The following is a 24,507-nucleotide window of genomic DNA, read 5'->3' as shown; positions in this document are numbered from 1 at the left end:
CCCGAGCCGTCGCCCAGGATCTCCACCGGGCGCAGATAGAAGCGCAGCTCGATCGCGCGCGCCGCCCCCGCCCCCGCCTCCGCACCCGCGCCCTCGGACCCCGCCCGCTCGGACCACTCGCGCAGCACCGCGAGATTGCGCCGCGCGGCGGCGGGCAGCGGGGCCGGGGCGGCGAAGTACGGGTCGGGGGACAGCTCGTCGGCGCGGACGCGGACCTCCGTGCCCGCCAGGGCGCCGAGTTCGCGCAGCTCCTTGGTGGTGAACTTGGCCTGCGAGGGGCCGCGCCGCCCGACCATGGACACCCGCGCGAGGGTGCTCGCGGTCAGGCTGCGCAGGGCGCCCTCGGGCATGTCGGTGGGGCGCAGCTCGTCCGCCGCGCGGGCCAGTACGCGGGTGACGTCGACGGCGACGTTGCCCACGCCGATGACCACGGCCGAGCTGACGGGGAGCAGGAAGGCGTCCGGCGGCGAGTCCGGGTGGGCGCTGTACCAGGAGACGAACTCCGTCGCCGAGTGGCTGCCGGCCAGCTCCTCGCCGGGGATGCCGAGGTGCCGGTCGGTGGCGGCGCCGACGCAGTAGACCACCGCGTGGTACATCCGCAGCAGCTCCGCCGGACACAGGTGGTCACGCGAGCCCACCTCGACATTGCCGAGGAACCGCACCCGGGGGTGCTCCAGCACCGTGCGCAGGTTGTTCTGGAGGGACTTGATCTTCTCGTGGTCCGGTGCCACGCCGTAGCGCACGAGCCCGTACGGACAGGGGAGCCGGTCCAGCACGTCCACCGCGACCGGCGGGCCCTCCTCCCGCGCCGCCAGGCCCTGCGCGGTGTAGACGCCGCTGGGGCCCGAGCCGACGACGGCGACGCGGAGCGTGCCGGGAGGCGTGTCGGTCCTGCGGGGTTCCGGGGGCGCTGTGGACACGGCAGTGTTCCTTCCGCCGGGATTCCAGCATCGCACCGCACGGCGGCGGACGGGAGTGCACGCGCTGCCCACGGGAACGCACCCTTCCCCTTGTGCCCCGTACCTCTCGACGGCCACACGCGTCCCGCGTCGAGCGGGCTCACGCGCAAGCTCAGCGCAGCTTGCGCATCCGCTCGATCTCGGCCTTCTGCTGGGCGACGACGTCGGTCGCCATCTCTTCCACGCGCACGTCGTTGCCCGCCGACAGCAGATCGGTGGCCATCGTGACCGCGCCCTCGTGGTGGGCGGTCATCAGGGAGAGGAACAGGGCGTCGAAGTCGTCGCCCCGTGCCGCGCGCAGGCGGTCGAGCTGGGCCTCGGTCGCCATGCCGGGCATCTTCGCGTGATCGTGGCCGTGGGCGTGGCCCTGGCGGTCGCTGTGCTGGTCGCCGTCGCCGCCCTCGTCCCCGTTGACCTTCAGCCAGCCGCGCATGGCGCCGATCTCGGGCTCCTGGGAGGCCGCCACACGTTCGGCGAGGCGGCGCACCTTCTTCGCCTCGGCGTGCTCGTCGGCAAGGCGCGTCATGGTCAGGGCCTGCTGGTGGTGCGCGATCATGTCGCGGACATAGCGGAAGTCGGCGGTGTTGGGCTCGGTCTCCGCGCCGCCCGCCTCCTTCGCCTCGTCCGGGGAGAGCGTTTTCGCCTTCTCGCCGGGCCTGCCCGGCGCGACGACGGACTGCTCGCCGCGGTTCCCCGCGCCCTCCGCGCCGTCGCGCTCCTGCCCGCTGTCGCAGGCGGCGAGGACGGGGAGCGCCAGGGCGAGGGCCAGCGTCAGGAGGGCGGCGGCGAGGGGTCTCTCCCCGCGGCCTCCGGGGCGCGGTCCAGGGCCTTCGGTCACGCGGTCCTCCAGGAGCGCTCTGTTGTTATGTTCATGTTGAGCGTCATACTTCCCGCATCCGCGAACCGTTCAACCATGAACGGTGACCGGCGGATCAAGGAGGTACGCAGTGTCGTCGCACAGACCCTACGCAGGACGCGGGCGGTTCGGTACGGGAGTGGCCGTCCTCGGATTGCTCGCCGCGCTCTTCGCCGCCTCTCCGGCGGCTGCCATTCCCGACCCGGGTGACTCACCGCAACAGCGGGAGCGGGTGACCGAGCGGGACAGGGCCGAGACCGAGGCCGCGATCAGGAGCGGCGAGGTCCCCGGTGTGGACGAGGTCGTCCACAGCGACAACATCACCCATCTGAAGAACCTCCCCAAGGGCGCGCTCCAGGGCACCAATTCGGACCTGGCCTTCCAGGGGAAGTACGCCTTCGCGGGCAACTACGACGGGTTCACCGTCTACGACATCAGCCGTCCCGCGTCGCCCAAGGTCGTGAGCCAGGTGCTCTGCCCGGGCTCGCAGAACGACATATCGGTCTCCGGCAACCTGCTGTTCCTCTCCACCGACTCCTCCCGGAGCGACGACTCCTGCGCGAGTACGACGCAGCCCGCGACGGAGAAGGACTCCTGGGAGGGCATGAAGATCTTCGACATCAGCGACAAGCGGAACCCCGCCTATGTCGCCGCCGTCGAGACGGCCTGCGGCTCGCACACCCACACCCTGGTGCCCGAGCGCAAGAGCGTCTACGTCTACGTCTCCTCGTACTCCCCGAGTGAGACCTTCCCCGACTGCCAGCCGCCCCACGACGGCATCTCCGTCATCGAGGTGCCGCGCAAATCGCCCGCCAAGGCGGCGGTCGTGGACTTCCCCGTGCTGTTCCCCGACGGGGGCTACGACGGCGATCCGGCCAAGCCCAGCAACAGCAAGACCACCGGCTGCCACGACATCACCGCGTTCCCGGAGAAGAAGATCGCCGCGGGCGCCTGCATGGGCGACGGCATCCTGCTGGACATCGAGGACCCCGAGGAGCCGCGCGTCATCGACCGGGTCCGTGACACCGAGAACTTCGCCTTCTGGCACTCGGCCACCTTCAGTCAGCGCGGCGACAAGGTCGTCTTCACCGACGAACTGGGCGGTGGCGGTGCCGCCACCTGCGACGCCAAGACCGGCGACCAGAAGGGCGCCGACGGCATCTACGACATCAAGGGCAAGGGCGACCGCAGCGAACTCGCCTTCCGCGCCTACTACAAGATCCCCCGTCACCAGGCGGAGACCGAGAACTGCGTGGCCCACAACGGCTCGCTGATCCCGGTCAAGGGCCGCGACATCATGGTCCAGGCGTGGTACCAGGGCGGCGTCTCGGTGTGGGACTTCACCAACTCGGCCAAGCCCAAGGAGATCGCCTACTTCGAGCGCGGCCCCCTGTCCGACACCACTCTCAGGACCGGCGGCGCCTGGTCCGCGTACTACTACAACGGCCACATCTACGCGAACGACATGGCCAAGGGCTTCGACGTCCTGCGCCTCGACGACAAGCGCACCGACGGCGCCAAGCGCGTACGCCTGGACGAGCTGAACGTCCAGACCCAGCCGTCCTACCGCTGACCGGACCGGGCCTACCGCTGGCCGGGCAGCCCCGGCGGCTCGACGAGCCGCCGCGGGCTGCCGTCCGCGCCGGGCCCGGCCAGCCTCTCGGGCACGCACTCGGACAGCGGGCCCGGAACCGGGCTCGGGCCCGGATTCGGCACCGGACTCGGAACCGGCGCCGGTGACGCCGTCACGCGTTCCGGCAACTGCCGCGTCCCGCCGGGCGGATTCTCCTCCGGCGGGACGCCCAGCTCCCAGTCCAGCCCGTAGCGCGCGAAGAGCTCGGCCCGCAGCCGCGCGATCGGCATCGGAGCGCCGGGCAGCAGCACGGCCACCACGGCGCCCATCAGCAGGGCGCGCAGCAGCGGGTAGTCGGTGTCCGGATCGGGGGAGCCGAACCTGCGCACCGTGCGGTGCAGGAGGTGGGCGAGGCGCTGCTGTTCGTCGCACTGGACGAACCCCTCCTGCTGGAGGATCCCGGCCATATGGGCACGCATCAGGACGGGACGGTCGCGGGCCAGGCCCAGGATCGCGTCGATGGCGCGGGCCAGTGACTCCCGTCCCGCCTGGGCCCCTTCGGGCCGCGGCGGGCGCTCCAGCGCCTCGTCCAGGGTGAGGTGCATCAGCCGGTGCACGGAGGACTGGAAGAGGTGGCGCTTGCCGGGGAAGTAGTACGAGATCAGGCCGCGCGCCGAGCTCGCGCGCTCGGCGATGTCCCCGAGCGTGGTCGCTTCGTAGCCGCGCTCACCGACGAGATCGACGGTCGCCTGGAGCAGGCGTTCGCGCGAGCGTCGGCGCAACTCTTCATTGACCGATGCGCTCCGAGGGGACATGCTGTAACTCCTGCGTTGACTGGCTCGCAGCCAATATACTCAGCGCCACTGTACTCAGCATGATTTCGGGCGCGCGCCTCTTTGTCGCGGCGCCCGGTGCGGGCCGCCGGTATGGGCGACGCGGGGGATCGCCCATACCGGTCACTTCTCGTGGCCCCGGCCCGGCGTTTCCCGTCGTCACGGCCCCCGTGCTCCTTCGTCGCCGCCGGGCCGTTCCCGTTCGTCTCCGTGCGCGGCGCGTACGCCGGGCGGTTCGGCTGCCCGACGGTGCACGCCCGGATCCGGCCGAAATGCTTCCGCTTAGCGTCCAGTGACGCGCTGTTCGCCCCCTCCCGTCAAGACCGTGCGCGGATGGATCGGGCGACGCCGTCCGCCGGGAAAGTGTGGACTGCTCCCCACTTCTTGCTAGGCTCCGTCGTGGCAGCGAAACGGGGGCCGTTCCCCGTTTGTCCCCGCTTGCTTGCCCGCTTTCTCAGGAGCCAGGAGCCCGCCATGCGCACCGACCGGATCACCCCGCTCACCACAGGCACCGACGGCTTCTTCGCCGACCCCTATCCCGTCTACCGGGCCCTGCGCGCCCAGGGCCCGGTCCAGCGCGTGCTGATGCCCGGCGGGGAAGCGGTCCGGATGGTCCTCGGGCACGACGCCGTCCGCACCGCGCTCGCCGACCCCAGGCTGCGCAACGACATCCGGCACTCCGCCGAGTTCGACAGCGACGGCGGTCACGCCATCGGCCGCAACATGCTCCAGGCCGACCCGCCCGACCACACACGCCTGCGCACCCTCGTCTCCCGCCAGTTCACCGCGCGCCGCATCGAGGGCCTGCGCCCGCGCATCGCGCGCGTCGCCGCCGGCCTCCTCGACGCCATGGAACCGGCGGGCCGCGCCGACCTCGTCGACGCCTACGCGTACCCGCTGCCGATCACCGTCATCTGCGAACTCCTCGGCGTGCCCGCGCCGGACCGCGACGCGTTCCGCGCCTGGTCGCGGGACATCGTCGCCTTCCACGACCAGGAGGCAGCGGCGGCGGCAGCCGTGGCCATGAGCGGCTACCTCACCGGGCTGATCGAGGAGAAGCGGCGCGCCGAGCCGGGCGAGGACGCCGACCTCCTGCACGCCCTCGTCCGCGCCCACGACGAGGACGGCGACCGCCTCACCCCCGACGAACTCCTGGGCATGGCCTTCCTGCTGCTCGTCGCCGGGCACGAGACGACGGCCAACCTCCTCTCCGGCGCCGTCCACCTGCTGCTGCGCCACCCGGACCAGCTCGCCGCGCTGCGTGCACGGGCGGCGCTGATGGAGGGCCTGATCGAGGAGACGCTGCGCTACGAGCCCACGTCGCAGATCGCCGCCTACCGCTACACGTCGGAGCCGCTGACCCTCGCCGGCACGCCGCTGCCGCGCGGCGAACGCGTCGTGCTCTGCCTGGCAGCCGCCAACCGCGACCCGGAGCGCTTCGAAGACCCCGACCGCTTCGACATCCACCGCGACCCGGCAGCGAACCGCGCCCACCTCGCCTTCAGCCACGGCATCCACCACTGCCTCGGCGCCCCGCTCGCCCGCCTCGAAGCCTCCGTCGCGCTGCCCGCGCTGCTGGAGCGCTTCCCCCGCCTCGCCGCCGACGAGGAGGCCCCGGCACCCGAGTGGCGGCCCAGCCTGCTGCGCGGGCTGCGCACGCTTCCCGTCCGCTGGTGACCACGGAGCCGCCGGGCCCGCTGAACGCGGGCGCACACCGCCGACAGGCACGGGGGTCCTGTCGGCGGTGTGCGCATATGAGGGCCGATGACGGACCCATCGCGCCGGCCGCAACACATCCGTAACTCCCTTCGCGCCCTGGTCTCTTGACGCCGCGCGCGGCCCGTCGCCAAGATTTTCCACATGCGCGCAGAAGAGTCCACGGAAACGGTCAACGGTGCTCCCCGCTGAGCGTCATCGCCGCATCCGGCTCACGCTCGCGCGACAACGCGTCGTCTCCACCGAGGAGTTGGCCCGCAGCCTGGAGGTCTCGCCCGAGACCGTCCGCCGGGACCTGGTGACCCTGGAGGGCCAGGGCGTCCTCGTACGGGTGCACGGCGGCGCCACCGGACCGCCCCCGGCCTCGGGCGAAGAGGCGTCCTTCGAGGAGCGCCTGGACACGGCGCGCGCGGCGAAGGAGGCCATCGGCGCCGCAGCCGCCGGTCTCGTACGGTCAGGGCAGACCGTGGTCATCGACATCGGCACCACGGCCCTGGAGGTGGCCAGGGCGCTCCCCGCCGACTTCCACGGCACCGTCGCCACCTGCTCCCTGCTGGCAGCGGCCGAACTCGCCGGGCGGCCACGGGTCGAGGTGCTGGTCAGCGGCGGGCGGCTGCGGGCCGGGGACCTGGCCTGCTCCAGCGAGCGCGCCAGGGCGTTCTTCGCGGACATCAACGCGGATGTGGCCTTCCTCGGCTCCGGGGGCATCGACGCGGAGCGCGGCCTCACCGACTTCCACCTCGACGAGATCGCCCCGCGGCGCGCGATCATCGCGGGCGCCGCGGCCAGCTATGTGCTCGCGGACGCGACGAAGTTCGGCCGCGTCGCGCCCCACCGGGTGTGCGGCCTCGGGGAACTCGGCGGCGTCATCACCGACGCGCCGCCGCCGAAGGGGCTCCGCTCCGCGGTGGAGCGGGCGGGGGGAGTGCTCATCGTCGGATAGCGCCCCATGACGTTCCCCCACGTGTCCCTCACGTCCCCGCCTCCCCACGTCCGGTAAGGAGCCCCGATGGAGCAGCAGCCCCGTCAGGCCGGAACCCCGCCCGAGCCGCCCGCCGCGCCCCAGGCCGAGGCGGCCCCCGCGTCCGCCGTCGAGCCGCCGCCCGACCCCGGCTCCGCCGAGGCGGAGGCGAGCATCCGGCACGCGGGCTACCAGCGGCAGTTCGCGCGCACCCTCAGCCGCTTCGAGTCCTTCGCCGTCGCCTTCTCCTTCATCTCCATCACCACGGGGCTCTTCACCACCTACGGCACCGTCCTCGGCTACGGCGGCCCCGCGGGCATCTGGACCTGGCCCGTCGTGACCGTGGGCACCGCGCTGGTAGCGCTCGTCTACGGCATGCTCGCCAGCCGCATCCCGCTCTCCGGGTACAGCTACCAGTGGGCCAGCCGCCTCGCCTCGCCCGTGCTCGGCTGGTGGTTCGGCTGGGTCTCCTTCGCGTTCCTCGCCATCGTCGTCGTCGCGGTGGACTACGGGCTGACGCAGGTCGCCCTCTTCCCGCTGCTGGGCATCGAGTACACGGCGACGGCGGGCGCCGTCGGCACCATCGTCGTGCTGCTGCTCCAGATGACGCTGATCATGTGGTCCACGCCCCTCGCCACCCGTGTCAACAACATGGCCGTCGGCGCCGAGGTCATCGCCATGATCGGGCTGACGCTGCTGATCGCGGGCGCCGTGATCTTCACCGGTGACGGCGACTGGGGCAACCTCGGCTCCTACGGGGCCGCGCCCGCCTCCGGCTACTTCTCCTTCCTCGGCCCGTTCATGCTCTCCGCGCTGCTGGGCGCCTTCACCCTCGTGGGCTGGGAGTCCGCCGCCAACCTCGCCGAGGAGACCCACAACCCCAAGCAGGTCGTGCCCCGCGCCATGGTGCGGGCCATCCTGCTCAGCGGCGCCATCGGCATGCTCTTCCTCATCGTGATCACCGTCGGCGCCGGTGACCGGGTCGCCGCGCTCACCGACAGCTCGGCCCCCGTCGCCGACATCATCGAGAGCACGCTCGGACATGTCGCGGCCTCCGCGATGCTGGTCGTCGTCTGCGTCGCGATCTTCGCCTGCGGGCTGGTCATCATGGTCAGCAACAGCCGCCTGGTGCACGCCATGGCCCGCGACGGACGGCTGCCCTTCTCCGGCGTGCTCAGCAGGGTGCCGCGTCCCACCGGCGGCCCCACCTGGGCCACCGCCACCGTCGCTGCCTCGTCGGTCGCCATCGTCGCCGTCTTCGGCACCAACCCCGACGCGCTGCCCCAACTGCTGAGCGCGGGCACGCTGATGCCCGCCATCCTCTACGCAGGGACCGTCGCCCTCTTCATCGCCACCCGCCGCAAGTACACCCCGCGCGAGGACGACTTCCGGCTCGGCAAGTGGGAGAAGCCCGTCGTCGCAGGGGCCGTGCTGTGGCTCGTCGTCGAACTGTGCGTCTTCACCATCCCCGACGACTTCCGCGAGGCGCAGCTCTACGCCTTCGCCACGCTCGTCCTGGGCGCCGTCGTCTTCGCCGTCGTCTGGGTGACCCGCCGCGAGCAACTGACCAGCGAGCCCGGCGTGGAGGCGGACGCGCTGTGACCGTCGTCCTCGCCATCGACCAGGGCACCTCGGCGACCAAGGCGCTGGTGGTGGGCCCCGACGACGAGATCCTCGCCGTCGCCGAGGCGCCGGTCACCCCGGAGTACCTGCCGGGCGGGGGAGTCGAGCAGGACCCGGAGGCGCTGTGGCAGTCCGTGCTCGACGCGGGCCGCGCGGCCCTGGAGCGCGCGGGCCGCCCCACCCTGGGCGCCGTGGCACTGGCCAACCAGGGCGAGACCGTCCTGGCCTGGGACCGGCGCACCGGACGGCCGCTCTCGCCCGCCGTCGTCTGGCAGGACCGGCGCGCCGAGGACGTCTGCCGGGCCAGAGAGGCGGACCGCGAGTGGGTCGCACGGCGTACGGGGCTCGTCCTCGACCCGTACTTCTCCGCGCCCAAGATGACCTGGCTGCGCGAGAACGTCACCCGCGAGGGCGTGGTCACCACCACCGACACCTGGCTGCTGCACCGGCTCACCGGCGCCTACGTCACCGACGTGTCCACCGCCAGCCGCTCCCTCCTGCTCGGCCTCGACGCGGCCGACTGGGATCCCTCACTGGCCGGGCTGTTCGCCGTGGACCCCGCCGAGCTGCCCAGGATCGCCGACTGCGACGAGACGGTCGGCACGACGACGGCCTTCGGCGCGCCCGTGCCCGTCGCCGGGCTCGCCGTCGACCAGCAGGCGGCGCTGCTCGCCGAGGGCTGCCTCACCCCGGGCACCGCCAAGTGCACCTACGGCACCGGCGCCTTCCTGCTGGCCAACACGGGCTCTCGGGCGCTGCGTTCCGCCTCCGGGCTGACCTCGTCGGTCGCCTGGCGGGTGCGCGGGGAGACCGCGTACTGCGTCGACGGGCAGGTCTACACGGCCGCCTCGGCCGTCCGCTGGCTCCAGGACCTGGGCCTCGTCGGGGCGCCCTCCGAGCTGGACGAGGTGGCCGCTGACGAGGCCGCCGGGGTGCTGTGCGTGCCGGCGCTCGCCGGTCTCGCGGCGCCCTGGTGGCGGCCCGACGCCACCGCCGCGTTCACCGGAATGAGCCTGTCCACGCGGCGCGGCCACCTGGTGCTCGCGGTGCTCCAGGGGATCGCCGCGCAGGTGGCCGAGCTGGCCACGCTCGTCGAGCGCGATCTGGGCGAGCCGCTGCGGCGGCTGCGCGTGGACGGCGGCCTGACGCGCAGCCGCACGCTGGTGCAGGCGCAGGCGGACCTCGCGCAGGTCCCCGTCGACGTCTACCCCTCGGCGCACGCCACCGCGCTGGGCGCCGTCGCCTTCGCGCGGCTCGCGACGGACCCGGGGCTGACGCTGGAGGAGGCCGTGCCCGCGTGGTCCCCTGGCAGCACCGTGGAACCACGCTGGTCAGCGGAGCGCGCCGCGGAACACCTCGCCCGCTGGCGGCACGCCGTCACATCCGCCGCACTCGCCCCGGAGGAACCCGCAGCACCATGAACCCCCACAGCACGTCACGGTCCGGGGGAGCGCAGGACTCCCCGGACCCGCCGGACCCCGCGGACCCCGAGGGACCCGCCGTCCACGAGGGCGCGGTGCACGATGTCGCCGTCATCGGCGCGGGCGTCGTCGGCTGCGCCATCGCGCGCGAACTGAGCGGCCACGACCTGTCGGTGGCGCTCCTCGACGCGCACGACGACGTCGGCAACGGCACCAGCAAGGCCAACACCGCCATCCTCCACACCGGCTTCGACGCCACCCCCGGCACCCTCGAATCCCGCCTGGTGCGGCGCGGCTACGCGCTGCTGTCCGACTACGCGCGCGCGACGGGCATCCCCGTCGAGCGCACCGGGGCGCTGCTCGTGGCCTGGACGCGGGAGGAACTGGACGCGCTGCCCGCGCTGCGCGAGAAGGCGGCGAAGAACGGTTACGCCCACTGCCGGGAGGTCACGGCCGAGGAGGTGTACCGCCGTCTCCCCGCGCTCGGCGAGGGCGTGCTCGGCGGGCTCACCGTCCCCGACGAGTCGATCATCTGCCCCTGGACGACGACCCTCGCGTTCGCGACGGAGGCCCAGTCGCGCGGTGCGCGTGTGCTGCTGGGACACCGGGTGACGGGCGTGGACGGGGACGGCGGGGAAGACCGGGGAGACCGGGACGACGGCGCGACGAACACCGGGTCCGGGGTCACCGTGCTGCGGACCCCGCACGGCGAGGTCGCCGCGCGCTGGGTCGTCAACGCGGCGGGGCTCGCCTCGGCCGAGCTGGACCGCCTCTTCGGGTACAGCCGCTTCCGGGTGACCCCGCGCAGAGGCGAACTCCTCGTCTACGACAAGTTCGCGCGTCCCCTCGCCAACAGCATCGTGCTGCCTGTGCCCTCCTCGCGGGGCAAGGGCGTGCTGATCAGCCCCACGATCTACGGCAACGTGATGCTCGGGCCCACCGCGCAGGACCTGGACGACCCGGAGGCCACCGGCACCTCCGAGGCCGGGTTCGACTTCCTGCTCGCCAAGGGCGCGCGGCTCATGCCGCGACTGCTGGAGGAGGAGGTCACGGCCAGCTACGCGGGTCTGCGTGCCGCCATCGACCACGGCGACTACCTCATCGAGGCCGACCCCGCGCGCCGCTACCTCGTCGCGGGCGGCATCCGCTCCACGGGCCTCAGCGCCTCCATGGCCATCGCCGAGCACGTGCGCGAACTGCTCACCACGGCCGGGCTCAGGGCCGAGCCCCGCACCGGGCTGCCCGCACCGCCCCGCATGCCGAACATCGGAGAGGCGGGCGTGCGCCCGTACCAGGACCAGGCCCGTATCGCGCGGGACAGCGCGTACGGGCGCGTCGTCTGCTTCTGCGAGCGGGTGACCGAGGGCGAGATCCGGGACGCCTGCGCCTCGCCACTGCCGCCCGCGGGGACCGACGGGCTGCGCCGCCGCACACGCGCCATGAACGGGCGCTGCCAGGGCTTCTACTGCGGCGCCAGGGTCGAGGCACTGCTGGACGACGGGCTCGCGGCGCGACGCGAAGGACAGGGCGCGCCGTCACGAGAGCGGGGCCACTGCGCCGCGCCCGCGCCCCAACCGGCGGCCACCGCACCCGGGGAGGCACCCGCATGACCACACCGCACCGCCAACCCCACGGCTCCGACGACTCCCACGGCTCCCAAGCTCCCCTCACCGCCGACGTAACGGAGACGCTCAGCCACGACGTCGTCATCGTCGGCGCGGGCCCCGCAGGGCTCACCGCCGCAGCGCGGCTCGCCGAGCGGCTGGGCCCAGGACGGGTCCTCGTGCTGGACCGGGAGGCCGCGCCCGGCGGCATCCCCCGGCACAGCGACCACCCCGGCTACGGCATGCGCGACCTCGGCCGCTTCCAGACGGGTCCGGCGTACGCGCGCGGGCTCGCCGAGCGCGCCCTGCGTGCGGGCGCCCGCATCCGCACGGAGGCCACCGTCACCGGCTGGAGCGACGTGCGCACCCTCGACGTCACCACCCCCGAGGGGCGGCTGCGGGCCGAGGGGCGCGCGGTGATCCTCGCCACCGGGGCACGCGAACGCCCCAGGGCCGCGCGGCTCATCCCGGGCGACCGGCCCCAAGGCGTCTACACCACGGGCCAGTTGCAGAACCTCGTCCACCTCCACGCGCGTCGCCCCGGACACCGCGCCGTTGTCGTCGGCGCCGAGGCCGTCGGCTGGTCGGCCGTGCTCACCCTCCGTGCGGCGGGCTGCCGCACAGCCCTGATGACCACGCACCAGCCGACGCCCGAGTCCTACGCGGCCTTCACCTTCGCCGGGCGCGCCCTGCTCCGGGTGCCGGTGGCCACCCGCACGCGCGTCACCCGCGTCATCGGGCGCGGGCGGCTGAGCGCCGTGGAGATCGAGCACACCGGGAGCGGCGCGCGCCGCACCGTCGACTGCGACACCCTCGTCCTCACCGGCGACTGGATCCCCGACCACGAACTCGCCCGCGAGGCCGGGCTCGACCTCGACCCGGGGACGAAGGGGCCGCTCGTCGACACCGCGCTGCGCACCTCCAGGCCCGGTGTCTTCGCGGCGGGGAATGTGCTGCACCCCGTCGACACGGCCGATGTCGCGGCCCTGGACGGCAGGCACGCCGCCGACCGCGTGACGGAGTGGCTCGCCGGTGCCGAGCGCTGCCCCTGGGGCGGGGACGGTGACGCTTCATCGGGCAGCACGGGCGTGCCCGTGCTCGCCGACGCGCCCTTCCGCTGGGTGGCGCCGGGGCTCCTGCGGCCAGGCGACCCGGCACCGCCGCGCGGGCATCTGCTGCTGTGGACGGGGGAGTCGGCGCGTTTCCCCCGCGTGGTGGCCCGCCAGGACGGGCGCGTACTCGCCCGGCACCGATCGCCGTGGCCCGCCGCGCCGGGGCGGGTCTTCCGGGTGCCGTGGCGGCTCCTCGCGGGCCACGACCCGGACGGCGGGCCCGTACACGTCGGACTGGAGGGCTGACCGGAGACGGCTGGAGGCGGATCTGAGGGAGATTTGAGGCGGTCGGAGCGGCGGCACGCTACGGCGGAAACGTCGCAGAAGCGAAAAGCGGCGTCATAGCACCCCGAGGAGAGCCGGGACGATACAAGAACATCAACTGTCCCTCTGGAACCAGGTGATCTCAGCGCGTTAGGTTTTCGTCAGACACCTGGAGCTTGCGCTTCCGCCCGCCCGGACTGACCACCGGACTGACCACCGGGCTGGAGCGGCCGGCTCTCGTGCCCCGCCTTCCGTTGAGGACCTGTTGTGAGAACGTACGCCGTACCACCGCCCCCGCCGCGTACCTCCGTCCGCACGTGCCCGCGGTACGTACGGCGGCGCTGATGGCACCCAGGGGGATACGCAACGAGCACGACAACTTCCGCCCCGTCTACAGCCCGTCCGGCTTCGACGCGGCCCTCCGCCAGGTGGTGGAAGAGGTCAGGGTGGGCCGCTGGATGGGCATGAAGGCGCTGCTGGAGAGCACCGGGAGCGACTGGGCCCTGCGCACCTCCCGCACCCAGGTGCTCGGTGTCTTCGCCGCCAGGTCCCAGGTGGTGCAGGCGTGGCTGGAGGAGGAGCCCCGCGATCCCAACTGCCAGGTGATGCGGGGCAGGGTCGCCGTCGAGCGGGCGCTGCGCGCACACCGCGAGCGCCACCCGAGCGCGCCCCAGTTGGAGGCCGAGGCACGCGAGATCTGCCTCGGCGCCGCCGAACTCCTGCCCACGGACCCCGTGCCATGGGTCTGCCTGCTCGCGCTGGCCCAGGCCGACGAGCGCCAAGTGCGCCCCGAACACCGCCAGTACGCGGCCGAGCCCATGCTGCCGCCGGGCCCGTGGGGACTGCTCTACCGCGTCTACGAGCGCGACCGCTACAACCGCGAGGCACACCACCGCATGCTGCGCTTCCTCCACGCGTGCGCCGCCGGCGCCGACGGATCGCACGCGGCGGCCATCGACTTCATGCGCTGGGTCTCCTCCTGGGCACCCGCCGGATCGCCGCTGCTGGTGCTGCCTCTGTACGCGTACGCCGAACAGTTCCGCCGTCAGGTGGAGGCGCAGAGCGCGGACCGCTGGCTGCGCCAGCGCTGGGCCCACGAGCCCATCATCCTGGACACCCGCAACGCGCTGCACGGCTGGTTCGCCCGCACGGACCCGGCCCAGCAGTCCGTCATGGACCTCAACTACCTCGCGCACGCGGCCTGGGCGGCCCACTGGCACCGCGACGCCGGGCGCGTCTTCACCGCGCTGGGCCCCTACTTCACCCAGCAGCCCTGGGGCTACGTGAGCGACGACCCGGACGACCCGGAGGCGGCGAGGGCGGAGTTCCTCAGAGCCCGCGCCCAGTCACTCTCGGCCCCGGCCTGACCCCCGGCCCCCGCTCCCCTCGGCCTCCGGGCCCGCCCCCCTCTCTCTCCCCGCACCCCTCATCCGAGTCACCGTTCACGCAACATCGCAGGAGGTCTGTGGTGCCCCCGAGCCACAAGTCCCGTCGAGCAGCGCCCATCGATGACGACGCCAAGCTGAGAGACCTCGGCTACCAGCCCGTCCTCATCCGGCGCATGGGCCCGTTCGGCAACTTCGCCATCAGCTTCTCCGTCATCTCGGTGCTCTCCGGCTGCATGACCCTCTACGGCTTCGGGCTCATCACCGGCGGTCCCGCGGTGATGATGTGGGGCTGGGTCGTCGTCGGCCTGATGGTGATGTTCGTCGGCGCGGGACTGGCCGAGGTGACCAGCGCCTACCCCACCTCCGGCGCCCTCTACTACATGGCCGACCAGCTCGGTGGCCGCCGCTGGGGCTGGTACACGGGGTGGCTCAACCTCCTCGGCCTGCTCGGCGCCATCGCGGGGATCGACTACGGTGCCGCGCTGTTCACCAGCGCGCTGCTCAACCTCCAGTGGGGCATCGATCCCACGCCGGGCACCGTCATGGCGATCTACCTCTGCATCCTGCTGCTCCACGCCGCGCTGAACCTCTTCGGCGTCCGGCTGGTCAGCGTCCTCAACTCCATCAGCGTGTGGTGGCACATCGCCGGAGTCTCCGTCATCGTGGGCGTGCTGGCGCTGGTGCCCTCCCAACACCAGTCGCCGTCCTTCGTCTTCGGCGAGTTCGTCAACGACACGGGCTGGTCCAGCTCGCTCTACGTCGTCATGATCGGCCTGCTGCTCGCGCAGTACACCTTCTGCGGCTACGACGCCAGCGCGCACCTGTCCGAGGAGACGACGGGCGCCGAGGTGAGCGCCGCGCGCGGAATCGTCCGCGCCATCGGCTGGTCCTGGGTCGCGGGCTTCTTCCTGCTGGCGGGCCTCACCTTCGCCATCCAGGACTACGCGGGCACGCAGAACAGCGCGACGGGCGTGCCACCGGCCCAGATCTTCCTGGACAGCCTCGGTCTGACGGGCGCCAAGCTGCTGCTCCTCATCGTGATCGTGGCGCAGCTCTTCTGCGGCAACGCGGAGGTCGCCGCCGCCAGCCGCATGGTCTTCGCCTTCTCGCGCGACGGCGCCCTCCCCTTCTCCGCGCAGTGGCGCCGCGTCAGCCCCGTCACGGGCACGCCGGGGCGCGCGGTGTGGCTGTCGGTCGGGGTCGCCGCGGTGCTGACCCTGCCGTCGCTCTACAGCGACACCGCGTACGGCGCCGTCACGGCCATCAACGTCATCGGGATCACCCCCGCCTACGCCATCCCCATCTACCTCAGGCTCAGGAACCGCGACCGCTTCCGCCCGGGGAAGTGGAACCTCGGCCGGTGGGGCGTGCCCGTCGGCTGGATCGCGGTGGCGTGGGTGCTGTTCGTGACGGTGCTGTTCTGCCTCCCGCAGACCAACCCGGTGAACGCGAACTCCTTCAACTACGCGCCCGTCGCCCTCGCGGTGGTGCTGCTCCTGGCCACCGTCTGGTGGAAGGTGGCGGGCCGCAGCGCGTACGCGACGCCGACGCGCGGGAGCGGGGACCGCGAACTGGACCTGGTGGGCGAGGACATCGTCTGACGGGTGACGCGTCTACGCGTACACGCGTCACGCGTACGCAACCGGAACGGCACGGGAGGGCCGCGACGGCTGTTCGCGCACCCCGCTCTGCGGTACGTTCCCTCCCTCGCGGTCGCCGTCGGGCGGCGGCGCGGACGTGACACGAGGGGGAGAACGCGATGTCGCTGGCGGTGGTCTCGCTCATATGGGACGACAGCATATCGGGGCCCGGGGCGCAGAAGGTCTCGTACGACGAGGACGGCTACTACCTCGTCAGGTTCCCCTACGACGACGAGTCCTACGACCCGTGGAAGATGCACGACCCGTCCAAGGGCGGCGGCGACCCCGCCGTCTTCCCTGACCCGCGCTCCGGGCTGATCCACCCCAGCCACGAGGGCTGGGGCGTGCTCTCGGCCATGGTCCAGTGGGCGAAGGACTCCACGCCGCACGAGTACCGGGCGCGCTTCGTGCGCGATCCGCTCGGCAGCTACGACTCGACGGCGACCACGGACACCGCCGAGACGGGCGGCGGCCAGTACAAGGCGTACATGTGGCAGATGTTCGTGCACCCCGACATCCCGCTCGGCCTGAAGATCTCGGCACGCGGCAGCGGTGACGCGAAGATCAAGACGCCGATCACCCACGCCCAGTTCAAACTGGCCATCCACACGGACGTGGCCACGCCCTGAGCGAGGCCGGGCCCGGGTTCGGGCCGGGGGCGTCCCGGACCCGGCGCCCGGCGCGGGTCACGTCAGGTCCGCGTCCAGGTCCAGGGCCGCCGTCATGCCGAGCACGGGGCGCAGCCCGTCGGGCCGCTCCGTCACCGGAAGATGACGCACCAGGTGCACCGCGCAGCCGATGCGCGCCGCGCCCCCGTCGGCACGCGCGTCGTCCCCGACCATCAGCACCCGCGCCGGATCGAGCCCCAGCGCCTCGCACCCGGCGCGGAAGAGCCGTGCGTCCGGCTTCTGTACGCCGTGCTCGTACGACAGCACGTAGGCGCTGACGTACTGGTCGAGCCCGTGGTGCCGGAACACGGGCCGCAGGTCCCAGCCGATGTTGCTGACGACGGCCACCGGCACCCCGCGCCCCGCCAGCGTGCGCAGCACCACGGCCGTGTCGGGGTAGGGCTGCCACGCCTCGGGGGACATGTGCCGCTCGTAGAGCGCGTCGTGGAGCCGGGGATCGGGCAGCGGTACCTGGCGCGCGAGCCCGGTGTAGGCGGCGCGGTGGAGTTCCCCGGTGCGGTCGCGCTCGTCCCACAGGGGGCGCAGCGCGGGCGGCACGGCGCGCGGTGCGGGGCCGCCGGGCAGCGCGCCCGCCGCCGTCAGTGCCTGCGCGTGCGCGGCGAACTCCTCGGGTGTCGTACGGATGCCGTGCGCGTCCAGGACGGCGCGCAGCCACCGGTCGACGGGCTCGACGCGCAGCAGCGTCCCGGAGAAGTCGAACAGCACCCCGCTCGCGAGGGTTCCGGCCGTCATGCGGCAGCGCCTCCCGCCCGGTCCCGTCCGTCCGCGCGTGCGTCGGCGAGCCCGGGTGCGCGGGCCACGAGCGCGTGCCAGCCCGCGACCGAGGCCAGCGCCAGGCCGATGCCCAGGAGGGAGCCGACGAGGACGTCGGTGAGCCAGTGCACGCCCAGCATGACCCGGGTGAAGGAGACCCCCGCCACCGAGACGCAGGCCAGCGGCAGCGCGAGACGCCACAGCCACGGACGCACGGCAGCGTGGTGCAGCAGCCACAGGAGCAGCGCGCACACGAGCGCCGCTGAGAGCGCGTGGCCCGAGGGCATGGCCGCGTAGTGCGCCGTGTCGACGGGGTGCTGCCATTCGGGACGCTCCCGGCCGATGAGCGCCTTGAGCAGTTGCTGGACACCGGCGGCGACGGCGGCTGTCCCCGCGACCCACACGGCCAGCGTCCGGTGCGAGCGCCACCACAGCCGGAGCACGGCGACCGCCAGCAGCAGCCGCATGGTCCACGGGTCCCACACCCAGTCCGTGAGGATCCGGTTGGCGCGCGTCCAGCCCGGGTGCGCGAGCGCCGACTCGTGCAGCTCGCCCGCGACCCGTCTGTCCGCCTCCAGCAGGGGGGCCCAGCCCGTCGTCACGAGGGCGATGAGCAGCGCCGAGAGCGCGCCGAAGGGCAGCGCGGCCCACAGGTACCGGGCGACGGGCGGCCGTCCGGAGAGCGTTGGGGGCGGGGAGAGACCGTGGGGGAGACCGTGACCGTGCATGGACCGATCTTCACGCATGCGCGGGCCCGGGGGCCATCCCGGCGCGGACACGCGCGGCCCGGAAGGCTCGCGAACGCGCGGCCCCGTAGGAGCCCCGGAGCGCTATCCCAGCGCGGAGAGGCCGGGCACGAACGCGACGAGCAGCGGGACGACGGGGACGAGCGAGGCCACCGCGGTCATTCGCAGACGGCTCGCGACGGGCAGCCGGGGCGCGGGCGTCAGCAGCCGGTGCACCCGGTCGGGCACCTGGGCCAGGGGAGTGGGGCAGGGCCCGAACACCCCTCGGTCCTCGTTGAGTTCCACCAGCGCGAGGGCGATCGTCAGCCGCCCGTAGCGGCGCGAGGCCGCGTCGTCGGCCGCCAACTCCACGAGCCGGTGCACCTGATCACGGAAACCGGCGAACACCGGCACCCGGGGGAAGCCGGCGGCGAGGGCCGACGAGCAGTGCAGCAGCCAGTCGTGACGGGCCCTCGCGTGCCCCTGCTCGTGCTCCAGGACCGCGTCCAACTGGCGCCCCTTGAGCCGTCGCAGGGCCGCCGTCGTGATGACCAGTTGGGGCGCCGTGCCGGGCAGCCACCACGCGTCCGGCTTCTCGCCCTCCAGCACCACCAGCGGGTCGCCGGACGAGGGCTCCTCGCCGGGCAGCCTGGGGGAGCGCTCGCGCAGCTCGGCGCGGCGCTGACGGCGCCGTACGCGCGCGTCCCGCACCTCGCGCAGCAGCATCGCGCCCGTCCACGCGCCGCCGCAGGCGAGCAGCACGGCCAGCGATCCGGCCCACGGCCCGTAGGCGCCGAGCCCGTACGCCTCGACCACGCCGCGCGGCGCGGGCGCGAACACATGGCCCCGGACGGCCTGCCACGCGGCGGAGGCGGACAGGGACATGGCGAGTACGCAGCACAGGAGCACGCCCGCGACGACGCACTGCCAGGCCCACAGCGCCAGCACCGGCTCACGGTCCGGCCAGGAGGAGCGGGCGAGCACGCGGGGTGCGACGGCTGCGGCCAGCCCGGCCAGGACGAGCAGCGCCAGGGGGACCATCATGGGCGACACACTATGAGCCCCTGGCTACGCGGCGGTACGTCTCGCCGCGCAGAAGTGACGTACGCCTCACACGTGGCGCGTCAGAGGGTCAGAGGGTCAGCAGCATGGCGAACATTCCGGTGCCCATGGCCAGCCTGCACGCCAGCGCGAGCCCCGGCAGATCCCGTACGGCCGTCTCTCGTACGGCCGTCTCTCGTACGGGCTGATCACGTACGGGCTGATCACGTACGGGCCGGGTCCGCGGCGCGTGCCCCGTTCCGGGGGAGCCGAGCGCGAGGCCGTCGGCCGTCACCCCCGGGGGCATCAGCCGCGCACCGGCCCGCAGGACATACACACCGAAGTACGCGAGCAGTGCCCCCGTCAGCAACGGCAGGCCCGCGCTCGCCGCCATGCCGCCGTGGTGCCCGGTGGAGCCGTGCGGGGTCTGCGTCATCGTCATCGCGAGCGCCATGTAGACCATGGCCAGGCAGCCGACGGCGTGGTGGAGATGGTGCGCCGCGCCGTGCCGGGCACCCCGCGCCTCCAGGGCGAGCACCAGCTCCCACGCCGCCGCCGCGCCGAAGAGGACCACGAAGACCACCGGGGGCAGCGGCACGGCGGCGGCGCCGGGCAGCGCCATCGCCGCCATCCCGAACCCCATCAGGGCCTCGCTCCCTGCGGCCCCGCGCCGGGCCGGGGGCGCGCCTCTCGTCCGCAGCAGGAAGGAGACGCCCGTCGCCGCGCAGAGCGCCACCAGCAGCCAGCCGACCGTCACAGGCCCGTGCATCGCGAACCTCCCCGCCTCGTCCGCCTCGCCTTGGCGGGAGGGTGCCCGGCAACCCCCGTCATACGGGAGCGCACGGGCGCAACGGGGGAGCACCGCCCCGATGCGCTCGCCGGGTCAGGGCGCTGAGCGGCCGTCCCGGCAGTGCGGGCAGAGGCCCGGGGGCGGCCGGAGCCGCAGGGCGGTGCGCAGCCGGTCGTGGGCGGGGCCCTGGGAGTCCGTCGCCGGGGTGGGGCGGCCCGCGCGCCGATGGTGGCGACCAGTGGAGGCGTGCCACTGGAGGCTTCCCCGCATCCAGTTCCGCAGCCCGCGCAGATAGCGGGGCTGCTCCGGCGAGACGTCGGCGGTGTTGGCGGTGTCCGCGGTGAGCTGTGCTTCCCGGCGCAGGTAGTGGCACATGAGGTGGTCGTGCAGCTCGCCCGTGATCCGCATGCTCCGGTCGAGGGGCCAGCCGTGGTGCGCCGACAGAAGGGTGGGCAGGCTCTGGCTGCCGATGTCGGCGCTCTCCTTGGCCACCGAGTACAGATCGTTGACCAGAATGATCAGGAGGGAGGCGGTCAGCGTCAGGGAGCGGACCGCGGGGTTCTCCCAGTCGCGCGCGGGCAGTTCGTAGCCCCCGGTGACGTCGATGAGCGCCAGACAGGACAGGGCCCCGTTGTACTGCCGATGGGCGAGGTACTCCCGGGGGCCGGGCAGGTGCCGTGCGAGGCGCCAGGAACTCTCGCCCGCCATCGCCAGGAAGGTCGCGCTCGTCTCGTGCCGGAGGCGTCCCGCCTGCGCCGGTGTCCCCAGGCGCGTCATATGGCGGGCCACTTCGCGCAGGGCACGCGTCGCGAGGTCCGGCCCGACGAGTTCCTCGGCCGCGGCGCTGTCGGACAGCCGGGGGCCCTCCAGCGCGGTCAGGGTCCTCCCGAGGCGGGCGGGACACAACGTGCTGCTGGCGCCTGCGGGCCCCTCGTCGCAGTAGTGGTCGTCCGCCACGAACATGGCGTACATGTTGCGGGCCGCGAGGGAGAGGTGGTCGTCGTCGGCCGCGTCGGGGTGTGTCATGGCCGCGAACGTGCCGATGCGATGGCCGGCCAGCTCCGTCCGCCGCTCCGGGGGCAGGCCCAGCGAGCCGGCCCACGCGAGGATCCCCTCGTCCGCCCTGCGCGCGGCCTCTTCGTCGTACGAGAAGGGGAACGGGCACAGCACGGGCGGGACCGGCAGCTCCACGCGGGCGTTCCCGGCGGCGGGTGCGGTGGGTACGGGCGTCTCCTCCGAGACGGAGCGAGGGCACATCCCACCAGTACGCCCCGGCCCGGACGGCCGAGGGAACCCCGATGAGCGGCGGACGGCGTGAAGGTGGTGAACGGCTGGTCCGGCCGGGCTCAGATCCCGGGGCGGTACCGGATCGGGTGCTCCCTCGGGACCTCGACCACACAGATCCGCACCCCGTCCGGGTCCGCGATCCACATCTCGATGAGCCCCCAGGGCTCCTGCACCGGCTCTCTGACGATCTCGACCCCGGCCGCCCTCAGCTCCTCGTGCGCGGCCTCGGCGTCCGGGACCTGGAGCCACAGCTGGAGCCCCGGGGAAGGGGGCTCCTCGGAGCGGCCCGCGACCTCCAGGAAGCCGCCGCCCAGGAAGTAGACGGTTCCGCGTTCGGGGCCCGTGCCGAACTCCCGGTAGACGGAGAGTCCCAGGGCCTGTCCGTAGAAGGCCCTGGACCGCTCGGGGTCCGTGGGCCGCAGCAGTACGCGGCTGCTCAGTACGTGCACCATGCCCGGACCCTAACCGCCGGGCCCGTGCCCGCGTCGAACCCACGTCGAAGCCGCGTGACCGTCCGCGTCCACAGGATTGGATTCACCGGTACAGAAGGGCGCCCTGCCCAGTAGTCTGCCCGGGTGAGCGGAGCGAGGACGACGGCGGTACGGGCACGTGACGGCCGGGACGTGTCACGCGGGCGCATCGACAAGCGGCGGGCGATCCTGGACGCCGCGTTCACGGTGTTCGCGCGCGAGGGGTACCACCAGGCGTGCGTCAAGGAGATCGCGGCCGAGGCGGGCGTGGCCAAGCCCACCGTCTACAACCACCTCGGCGACAAGGAGGGCCTCTTCCGCGAGGCCATGGCAGCGGCGGCGGACAGGGCGCTGGCTGAGAGCCTGTCCGCGATCGAGGCGCTGACCGGCGAGGGCGATGTGCGCGCCACGCTGGAGGACGTGGGACACCGGCTGCTCCGCTGCCAGGGCGGGGAGCGGGCGTGGGCGCTGCGGCGCCTGCTGTACGCGGAGATCCACCGGGTCCCCGAACTCTTCGACACGGTGCACGGGCGCGGCGCGAACCGTCTCGGCGAGGCGCTGGCCAACCGGCTGGCCCGGCTCTCCCTCGGGGGCGGGCTGCGCGCGGCCGACCCGGACGTGGCGGCCGGCCAGTTCCTCGCGCTGCTCACCGGGCCCATGGAGACGCGCTCGCGGCTGGGCACCCGGCCCGTGGCCGAAGCGGAGCTGCGCGCGGGGGCCCGCGCAGCGGTCGACACCTTCCTGCGCGCCTTCGGCCCCGTCTCCGCAGAGGGACAGCCTTCCGGTGACCGGTGACCGGTGACCGGTGACCCGTGGGACGGGGTTAGGCTCGTGAGCCATGGAGAACGTCAAGGAGAGCCCCGAGATCCCTGAGCGCGCCGGGACGCCTGGTGGCGGCCCCGGGGCGGCCGACGCGGCCGGGGTGACCTCCAGGGCGGCCGTCGAGTCCGACATCCCCGCGCTGGTCGAGCTGGTGGAGTCCGCCTACCGGGGCGATTCCAGCCGCGCGGGCTGGACCACGGAGGCGGACATCCTGGAGGGCCAGCGCACCGACCCCGAGGGCGTCGCGGCCGTGGTCAAGGACCCGGACAGCAGGCTGCTGGTCTTCGAGCGCGCGGGCGAGGACGGGATCGCCGCCTGCTGTCAGCTCGAACACCGTGGCACGCACGCGTACTTCGGCATGTTCGCCGTACGCCCCACCCTCCAGGGCGCCGGGCTCGGCAAGGTCGTGCTGGCCGAGGCGGAGCGCGCCGCGCGGGCCGAGTGGGGCGCCACGGAGATGCAGATGACGGTGATCCTCCAGCGCGAGGACCTGATCGCCTGGTACGTGCGCCGCGGCTACACCCGTACGGGAGAGCTGACGCCCTTCCCCTACGGCGACGAGCGCTTCGGCATCCCGCAGCGCGACGACCTCGCCTTCGAACTGCTCGTCAAGCGGCTCGGCTGACCGCGGCGACCGTGGTGCCGGGCCTGGGCTCAGGCCCCCGCCGCGCCGTTCCCGCTGCCGGCCGCGCGGTGGATCGCGGGCATGTCCGTGACCACCCCGTCGAGGCGCAGCTCGCGGGCGCGGGCCAGCTCCTCCTCGGTGTTCACGGTCCAGCTGATGACCTTGATCCCGGCCGCGTGGCAGCGTTCGACGGTCTCAGCGTCCAGCCTGCGCAGCTCGCAGGAGACCATGCCCGCGCCCAGCGCCTCGGCGCGCTCGGGGGCCGTGGGCGTGGACTTGCCCGTGACCAGCACGAGGGGGATGTCGGGGAGCTGCTCGCGGGTCTCGCGCAGGGCGGCGTCGTGGAAGGAGATCACGGTAATCCGCTCGTGCAGCCCCCGCTCCTTGATCACCTCGGCCAGCACCCGCGCCGCGGCCCGGTCCTTGATCTCGGCCTGGAGCGGCGCGCCCACCGCGTCCACGACCTCCTCGAAGACCGGGATCCGCTCGCCCTCGCCCGCGTCCAGCTCGCGCAGTTCGGCGAGCGTGAAGTCGCCGATGGGCCCGGAGCCGTCGGTGGTGCGGGAGACGTCGGCGTCGTGCATCACCACCAGCGCTCCGTCCTTGCTGAGGTGGAGGTCCAGCTCGATGACGTCGAGCCCTTCGCGCTCGGCGCGGACGAAGGACCGGAGGGTGTTCTCGGGCTCGACGCCCATGACACCTCGGTGGCCGACGGTGAGCAGTGACACGACGCGCTCTCGCTTTCGTACGGTGACGGCGTAGCGCGCACGGAACGGCACGGACGGTAGGCGGTACGTCCCGGTACGCGCCGCCAGACTAGGGGGTGTCTTCAAGGTAGCGTCGTCCGGCCGTTGGGCCGGGGGCTGCCGGGGGCACCTCCCAGCGGTAGCTGGGGGAGTCTGGTGCGTGCGATCGCAAGGCGGAGGGAGGAGAGCGCAGGGGGCACCTCCCAGCCCGCAGGGCCTGGGGGAGGGTACCTCCCGCCCGGAGGGCCTGGGGGAGGGCTGCGCTGACGACCGACAACGTCGCGAGTGTGCGTGCCAGGCGTCGCAGCCCGGACGGGACCTTGAAGACGCCCCCTAGCGGCCAGCGACGGCCGTCTGCCCGGGCCCTGGTGCCCGGACGGACGGCGCGGCGTCGGGGCGGGTGTCCGCGGCCCCCAGCGCGAAACCGGTGATGAGCGCGGCGAGGACGACGGCGCGAATGCTCACGTGAACTCCCTTACGGGGTAGGCGGGGAGCGCGGGCTGTCCCGGCTCGCCGTTCCGGCTCCGTCCTACTGAGTTTTTCGTTAGTTCTGTGGTGGTTAGGGATGGATTGTCAGTCGGGTGTGGGTGAGGAAGGACCACGGGAGGT

22 protein-coding genes and 1 pseudogene are annotated in these 24,507 nt (G+C 73.3%); 12 read left to right on the top strand and 11 right to left on the bottom strand.

Annotated features, from left to right (window positions below):
* Positions 1-815 (bottom strand): annotated as a pseudogene (locus ACYVOO_RS26490) (ferredoxin--NADP reductase domain-containing protein); the annotation flags it as partial.
* Between the two features lie 256 nt (positions 816-1,071).
* Complete coding sequence (locus ACYVOO_RS26485; protein WP_461018218.1) at positions 1,072-1,797, bottom strand: DUF305 domain-containing protein; 726 nt, start codon at positions 1,795-1,797, stop codon at positions 1,072-1,074.
* Positions 1,798-1,906: 109 nt separating this feature from the next.
* Between ACYVOO_RS26485 and ACYVOO_RS26480 the strand changes: the two genes are divergently transcribed.
* On the top strand, positions 1,907-3,388 hold the full coding sequence (locus ACYVOO_RS26480) for an LVIVD repeat-containing protein (protein ID WP_461018217.1): 1,482 nt from the start codon (positions 1,907-1,909) through the stop codon (positions 3,386-3,388).
* Between the two features lie 11 nt (positions 3,389-3,399).
* Here the strand turns inward: ACYVOO_RS26480 and ACYVOO_RS26475 are convergent, their stop codons facing one another.
* Positions 3,400-4,203 carry a TetR/AcrR family transcriptional regulator gene (locus tag ACYVOO_RS26475; protein WP_461018216.1) on the bottom strand — a complete coding sequence of 268 codons (804 nt, stop codon included), beginning with the start codon at positions 4,201-4,203 and terminating at the stop codon, positions 3,400-3,402.
* Between the two features lie 492 nt (positions 4,204-4,695).
* Between ACYVOO_RS26475 and ACYVOO_RS26470 the strand changes: the two genes are divergently transcribed.
* The 9 genes from ACYVOO_RS26470 to ACYVOO_RS26430 all read left to right on the top strand — a co-directional run bounded on the left by ACYVOO_RS26470 (position 4,696) and on the right by ACYVOO_RS26430 (position 16,579).
* Positions 4,696-5,898: a cytochrome P450 family protein gene (locus ACYVOO_RS26470; RefSeq protein WP_461018215.1), complete on the top strand. Its 1,203-nt coding sequence runs from the start codon at positions 4,696-4,698 to the stop codon at positions 5,896-5,898.
* A 217-nt stretch (positions 5,899-6,115) separates the two neighbouring features.
* Positions 6,116-6,880 carry a DeoR/GlpR family DNA-binding transcription regulator gene (locus ACYVOO_RS26465; protein ID WP_461018214.1) on the top strand — a complete coding sequence of 255 codons (765 nt, stop codon included), beginning with the start codon at positions 6,116-6,118 and terminating at the stop codon, positions 6,878-6,880.
* A gap of 66 nt (positions 6,881-6,946) precedes the next feature.
* Entirely contained in the window at positions 6,947-8,500 is a 1,554-nt protein-coding gene (locus ACYVOO_RS26460; RefSeq protein WP_461018213.1) for an amino acid permease, read from the top strand.
* Positions 8,497-9,942, top strand: coding sequence for an FGGY family carbohydrate kinase (locus tag ACYVOO_RS26455; RefSeq protein WP_461018212.1), 1,446 nt, complete (start codon positions 8,497-8,499; stop codon positions 9,940-9,942). Before ACYVOO_RS26460 ends, ACYVOO_RS26455 begins: the two co-directional genes overlap by 4 nt.
* Positions 9,939-11,552, top strand: a complete 1,614-nt coding sequence (locus ACYVOO_RS26450; RefSeq protein WP_461018211.1) for an FAD-dependent oxidoreductase — start codon at positions 9,939-9,941, stop codon at positions 11,550-11,552. The genes ACYVOO_RS26455 and ACYVOO_RS26450 overlap by 4 nt, the downstream gene beginning before the upstream one ends.
* Complete coding sequence (locus ACYVOO_RS26445; RefSeq protein WP_461018210.1) at positions 11,549-12,904, top strand: NAD(P)/FAD-dependent oxidoreductase; 1,356 nt, start codon at positions 11,549-11,551, stop codon at positions 12,902-12,904. Before ACYVOO_RS26450 ends, ACYVOO_RS26445 begins: the two co-directional genes overlap by 4 nt.
* 335 nt (positions 12,905-13,239) lie before the next feature.
* Positions 13,240-14,289: a hypothetical protein gene (locus ACYVOO_RS26440; protein ID WP_461018209.1), complete on the top strand. Its 1,050-nt coding sequence runs from the start codon at positions 13,240-13,242 to the stop codon at positions 14,287-14,289.
* Positions 14,290-14,390: 101 nt separating this feature from the next.
* Positions 14,391-15,911 carry an amino acid permease gene (locus ACYVOO_RS26435; protein ID WP_461018208.1) on the top strand — a complete coding sequence of 507 codons (1,521 nt, stop codon included), beginning with the start codon at positions 14,391-14,393 and terminating at the stop codon, positions 15,909-15,911.
* 158 nt (positions 15,912-16,069) lie between these two features.
* The gene (locus tag ACYVOO_RS26430; RefSeq protein WP_461018207.1) at positions 16,070-16,579 is read left to right on the top strand and encodes a hypothetical protein; all 510 of its coding nucleotides are present in this window, start codon (positions 16,070-16,072) and stop codon (positions 16,577-16,579) included.
* Between the two features lie 57 nt (positions 16,580-16,636).
* Here the strand turns inward: ACYVOO_RS26430 and ACYVOO_RS26425 are convergent, their stop codons facing one another.
* The 6 genes from ACYVOO_RS26425 to ACYVOO_RS26400 form a co-directional block, all read right to left on the bottom strand.
* Complete coding sequence (locus ACYVOO_RS26425) at positions 16,637-17,371, bottom strand: HAD family hydrolase (RefSeq protein WP_461018206.1); 735 nt, start codon at positions 17,369-17,371, stop codon at positions 16,637-16,639.
* Positions 17,368-18,120, bottom strand: a complete 753-nt coding sequence (locus ACYVOO_RS26420; protein WP_461018205.1) for a phosphatase PAP2 family protein — start codon at positions 18,118-18,120, stop codon at positions 17,368-17,370. Before ACYVOO_RS26420 ends, ACYVOO_RS26425 begins: the two co-directional genes overlap by 4 nt.
* Positions 18,121-18,222: 102 nt before the next feature.
* Positions 18,223-19,161, bottom strand: a complete 939-nt coding sequence (locus tag ACYVOO_RS26415; protein WP_461018204.1) for a M56 family metallopeptidase — start codon at positions 19,159-19,161, stop codon at positions 18,223-18,225.
* Between the two features lie 88 nt (positions 19,162-19,249).
* The gene (locus ACYVOO_RS26410) at positions 19,250-19,927 is read right to left on the bottom strand and encodes a DUF5134 domain-containing protein (protein ID WP_461018203.1); all 678 of its coding nucleotides are present in this window, start codon (positions 19,925-19,927) and stop codon (positions 19,250-19,252) included.
* Positions 19,928-20,041: 114 nt separating this feature from the next.
* Positions 20,042-21,139: a terpene synthase family protein gene (locus ACYVOO_RS26405; RefSeq protein ID WP_461018202.1), complete on the bottom strand. Its 1,098-nt coding sequence runs from the start codon at positions 21,137-21,139 to the stop codon at positions 20,042-20,044.
* A 155-nt stretch (positions 21,140-21,294) separates the two neighbouring features.
* A complete protein-coding gene (locus ACYVOO_RS26400; RefSeq protein ID WP_461018201.1) occupies positions 21,295-21,687 on the bottom strand; it encodes a VOC family protein in 393 nt (130 codons plus the stop codon).
* A 123-nt stretch (positions 21,688-21,810) separates the two neighbouring features.
* Between ACYVOO_RS26400 and ACYVOO_RS26395 the strand changes: the two genes are divergently transcribed.
* Both ACYVOO_RS26395 and ACYVOO_RS26390 read left to right on the top strand, forming a co-directional pair.
* Positions 21,811-22,500, top strand: coding sequence for a TetR/AcrR family transcriptional regulator (locus ACYVOO_RS26395; protein ID WP_461018200.1), 690 nt, complete (start codon positions 21,811-21,813; stop codon positions 22,498-22,500).
* Positions 22,501-22,543: 43 nt separating this feature from the next.
* On the top strand, positions 22,544-23,152 hold the full coding sequence (locus ACYVOO_RS26390; protein ID WP_461018199.1) for a GNAT family N-acetyltransferase: 609 nt from the start codon (positions 22,544-22,546) through the stop codon (positions 23,150-23,152).
* Between the two features lie 29 nt (positions 23,153-23,181).
* On the opposite strand, the gene ACYVOO_RS26385 is transcribed toward ACYVOO_RS26390, so the two are convergent.
* A complete protein-coding gene (locus tag ACYVOO_RS26385) occupies positions 23,182-23,880 on the bottom strand; it encodes a glycerophosphodiester phosphodiesterase (protein ID WP_461018198.1) in 699 nt (232 codons plus the stop codon).
* A gap of 351 nt (positions 23,881-24,231) precedes the next feature.
* Positions 24,232-24,363: a hypothetical protein gene (locus ACYVOO_RS26380; RefSeq protein ID WP_453348586.1), complete on the bottom strand. Its 132-nt coding sequence runs from the start codon at positions 24,361-24,363 to the stop codon at positions 24,232-24,234.
* Between the last annotated feature and the right edge of the window lie 144 nt (positions 24,364-24,507).

It is taken from the genome of Streptomyces daliensis (assembly GCF_054782395.1).
The sequence above is the reverse complement of the archived record's forward strand: the minus strand, read 5'-3'. Positions and strand labels throughout refer to the sequence as shown.

Bases quoted from the DNA above. Each gene is read 5' to 3' on its own strand.
- ACYVOO_RS26450 (WP_461018211.1), top strand. From the start codon at position 9,939: ATGAACCCCCACAGCACGTCACGGTCCGGGGGAGCGCAGGACTCCCCG.
- ACYVOO_RS26460 (WP_461018213.1), top strand. From the start codon at position 6,947: ATGGAGCAGCAGCCCCGTCAGGCCGGAACCCCGCCCGAGCCGCCCGCC.
- ACYVOO_RS26475 (WP_461018216.1), bottom strand. From the start codon at position 4,203: ATGTCCCCTCGGAGCGCATCGGTCAATGAAGAGTTGCGCCGACGCTCG.
- ACYVOO_RS26410 (WP_461018203.1), bottom strand. From the start codon at position 19,927: ATGCACGGGCCTGTGACGGTCGGCTGGCTGCTGGTGGCGCTCTGCGCG.
- ACYVOO_RS26470 (WP_461018215.1), top strand. From the start codon at position 4,696: ATGCGCACCGACCGGATCACCCCGCTCACCACAGGCACCGACGGCTTC.
- ACYVOO_RS26390 (WP_461018199.1), top strand. From the start codon at position 22,544: ATGGAGAACGTCAAGGAGAGCCCCGAGATCCCTGAGCGCGCCGGGACG.
- ACYVOO_RS26400 (WP_461018201.1), bottom strand. From the start codon at position 21,687: ATGGTGCACGTACTGAGCAGCCGCGTACTGCTGCGGCCCACGGACCCC.
- ACYVOO_RS26415 (WP_461018204.1), bottom strand. From the start codon at position 19,161: ATGATGGTCCCCCTGGCGCTGCTCGTCCTGGCCGGGCTGGCCGCAGCC.
- ACYVOO_RS26430 (WP_461018207.1), top strand. From the start codon at position 16,070: ATGTCGCTGGCGGTGGTCTCGCTCATATGGGACGACAGCATATCGGGG.
- ACYVOO_RS26445 (WP_461018210.1), top strand. From the start codon at position 11,549: ATGACCACACCGCACCGCCAACCCCACGGCTCCGACGACTCCCACGGC.
- ACYVOO_RS26425 (WP_461018206.1), bottom strand. From the start codon at position 17,371: ATGACGGCCGGAACCCTCGCGAGCGGGGTGCTGTTCGACTTCTCCGGG.
- ACYVOO_RS26420 (WP_461018205.1), bottom strand. From the start codon at position 18,120: ATGCACGGTCACGGTCTCCCCCACGGTCTCTCCCCGCCCCCAACGCTC.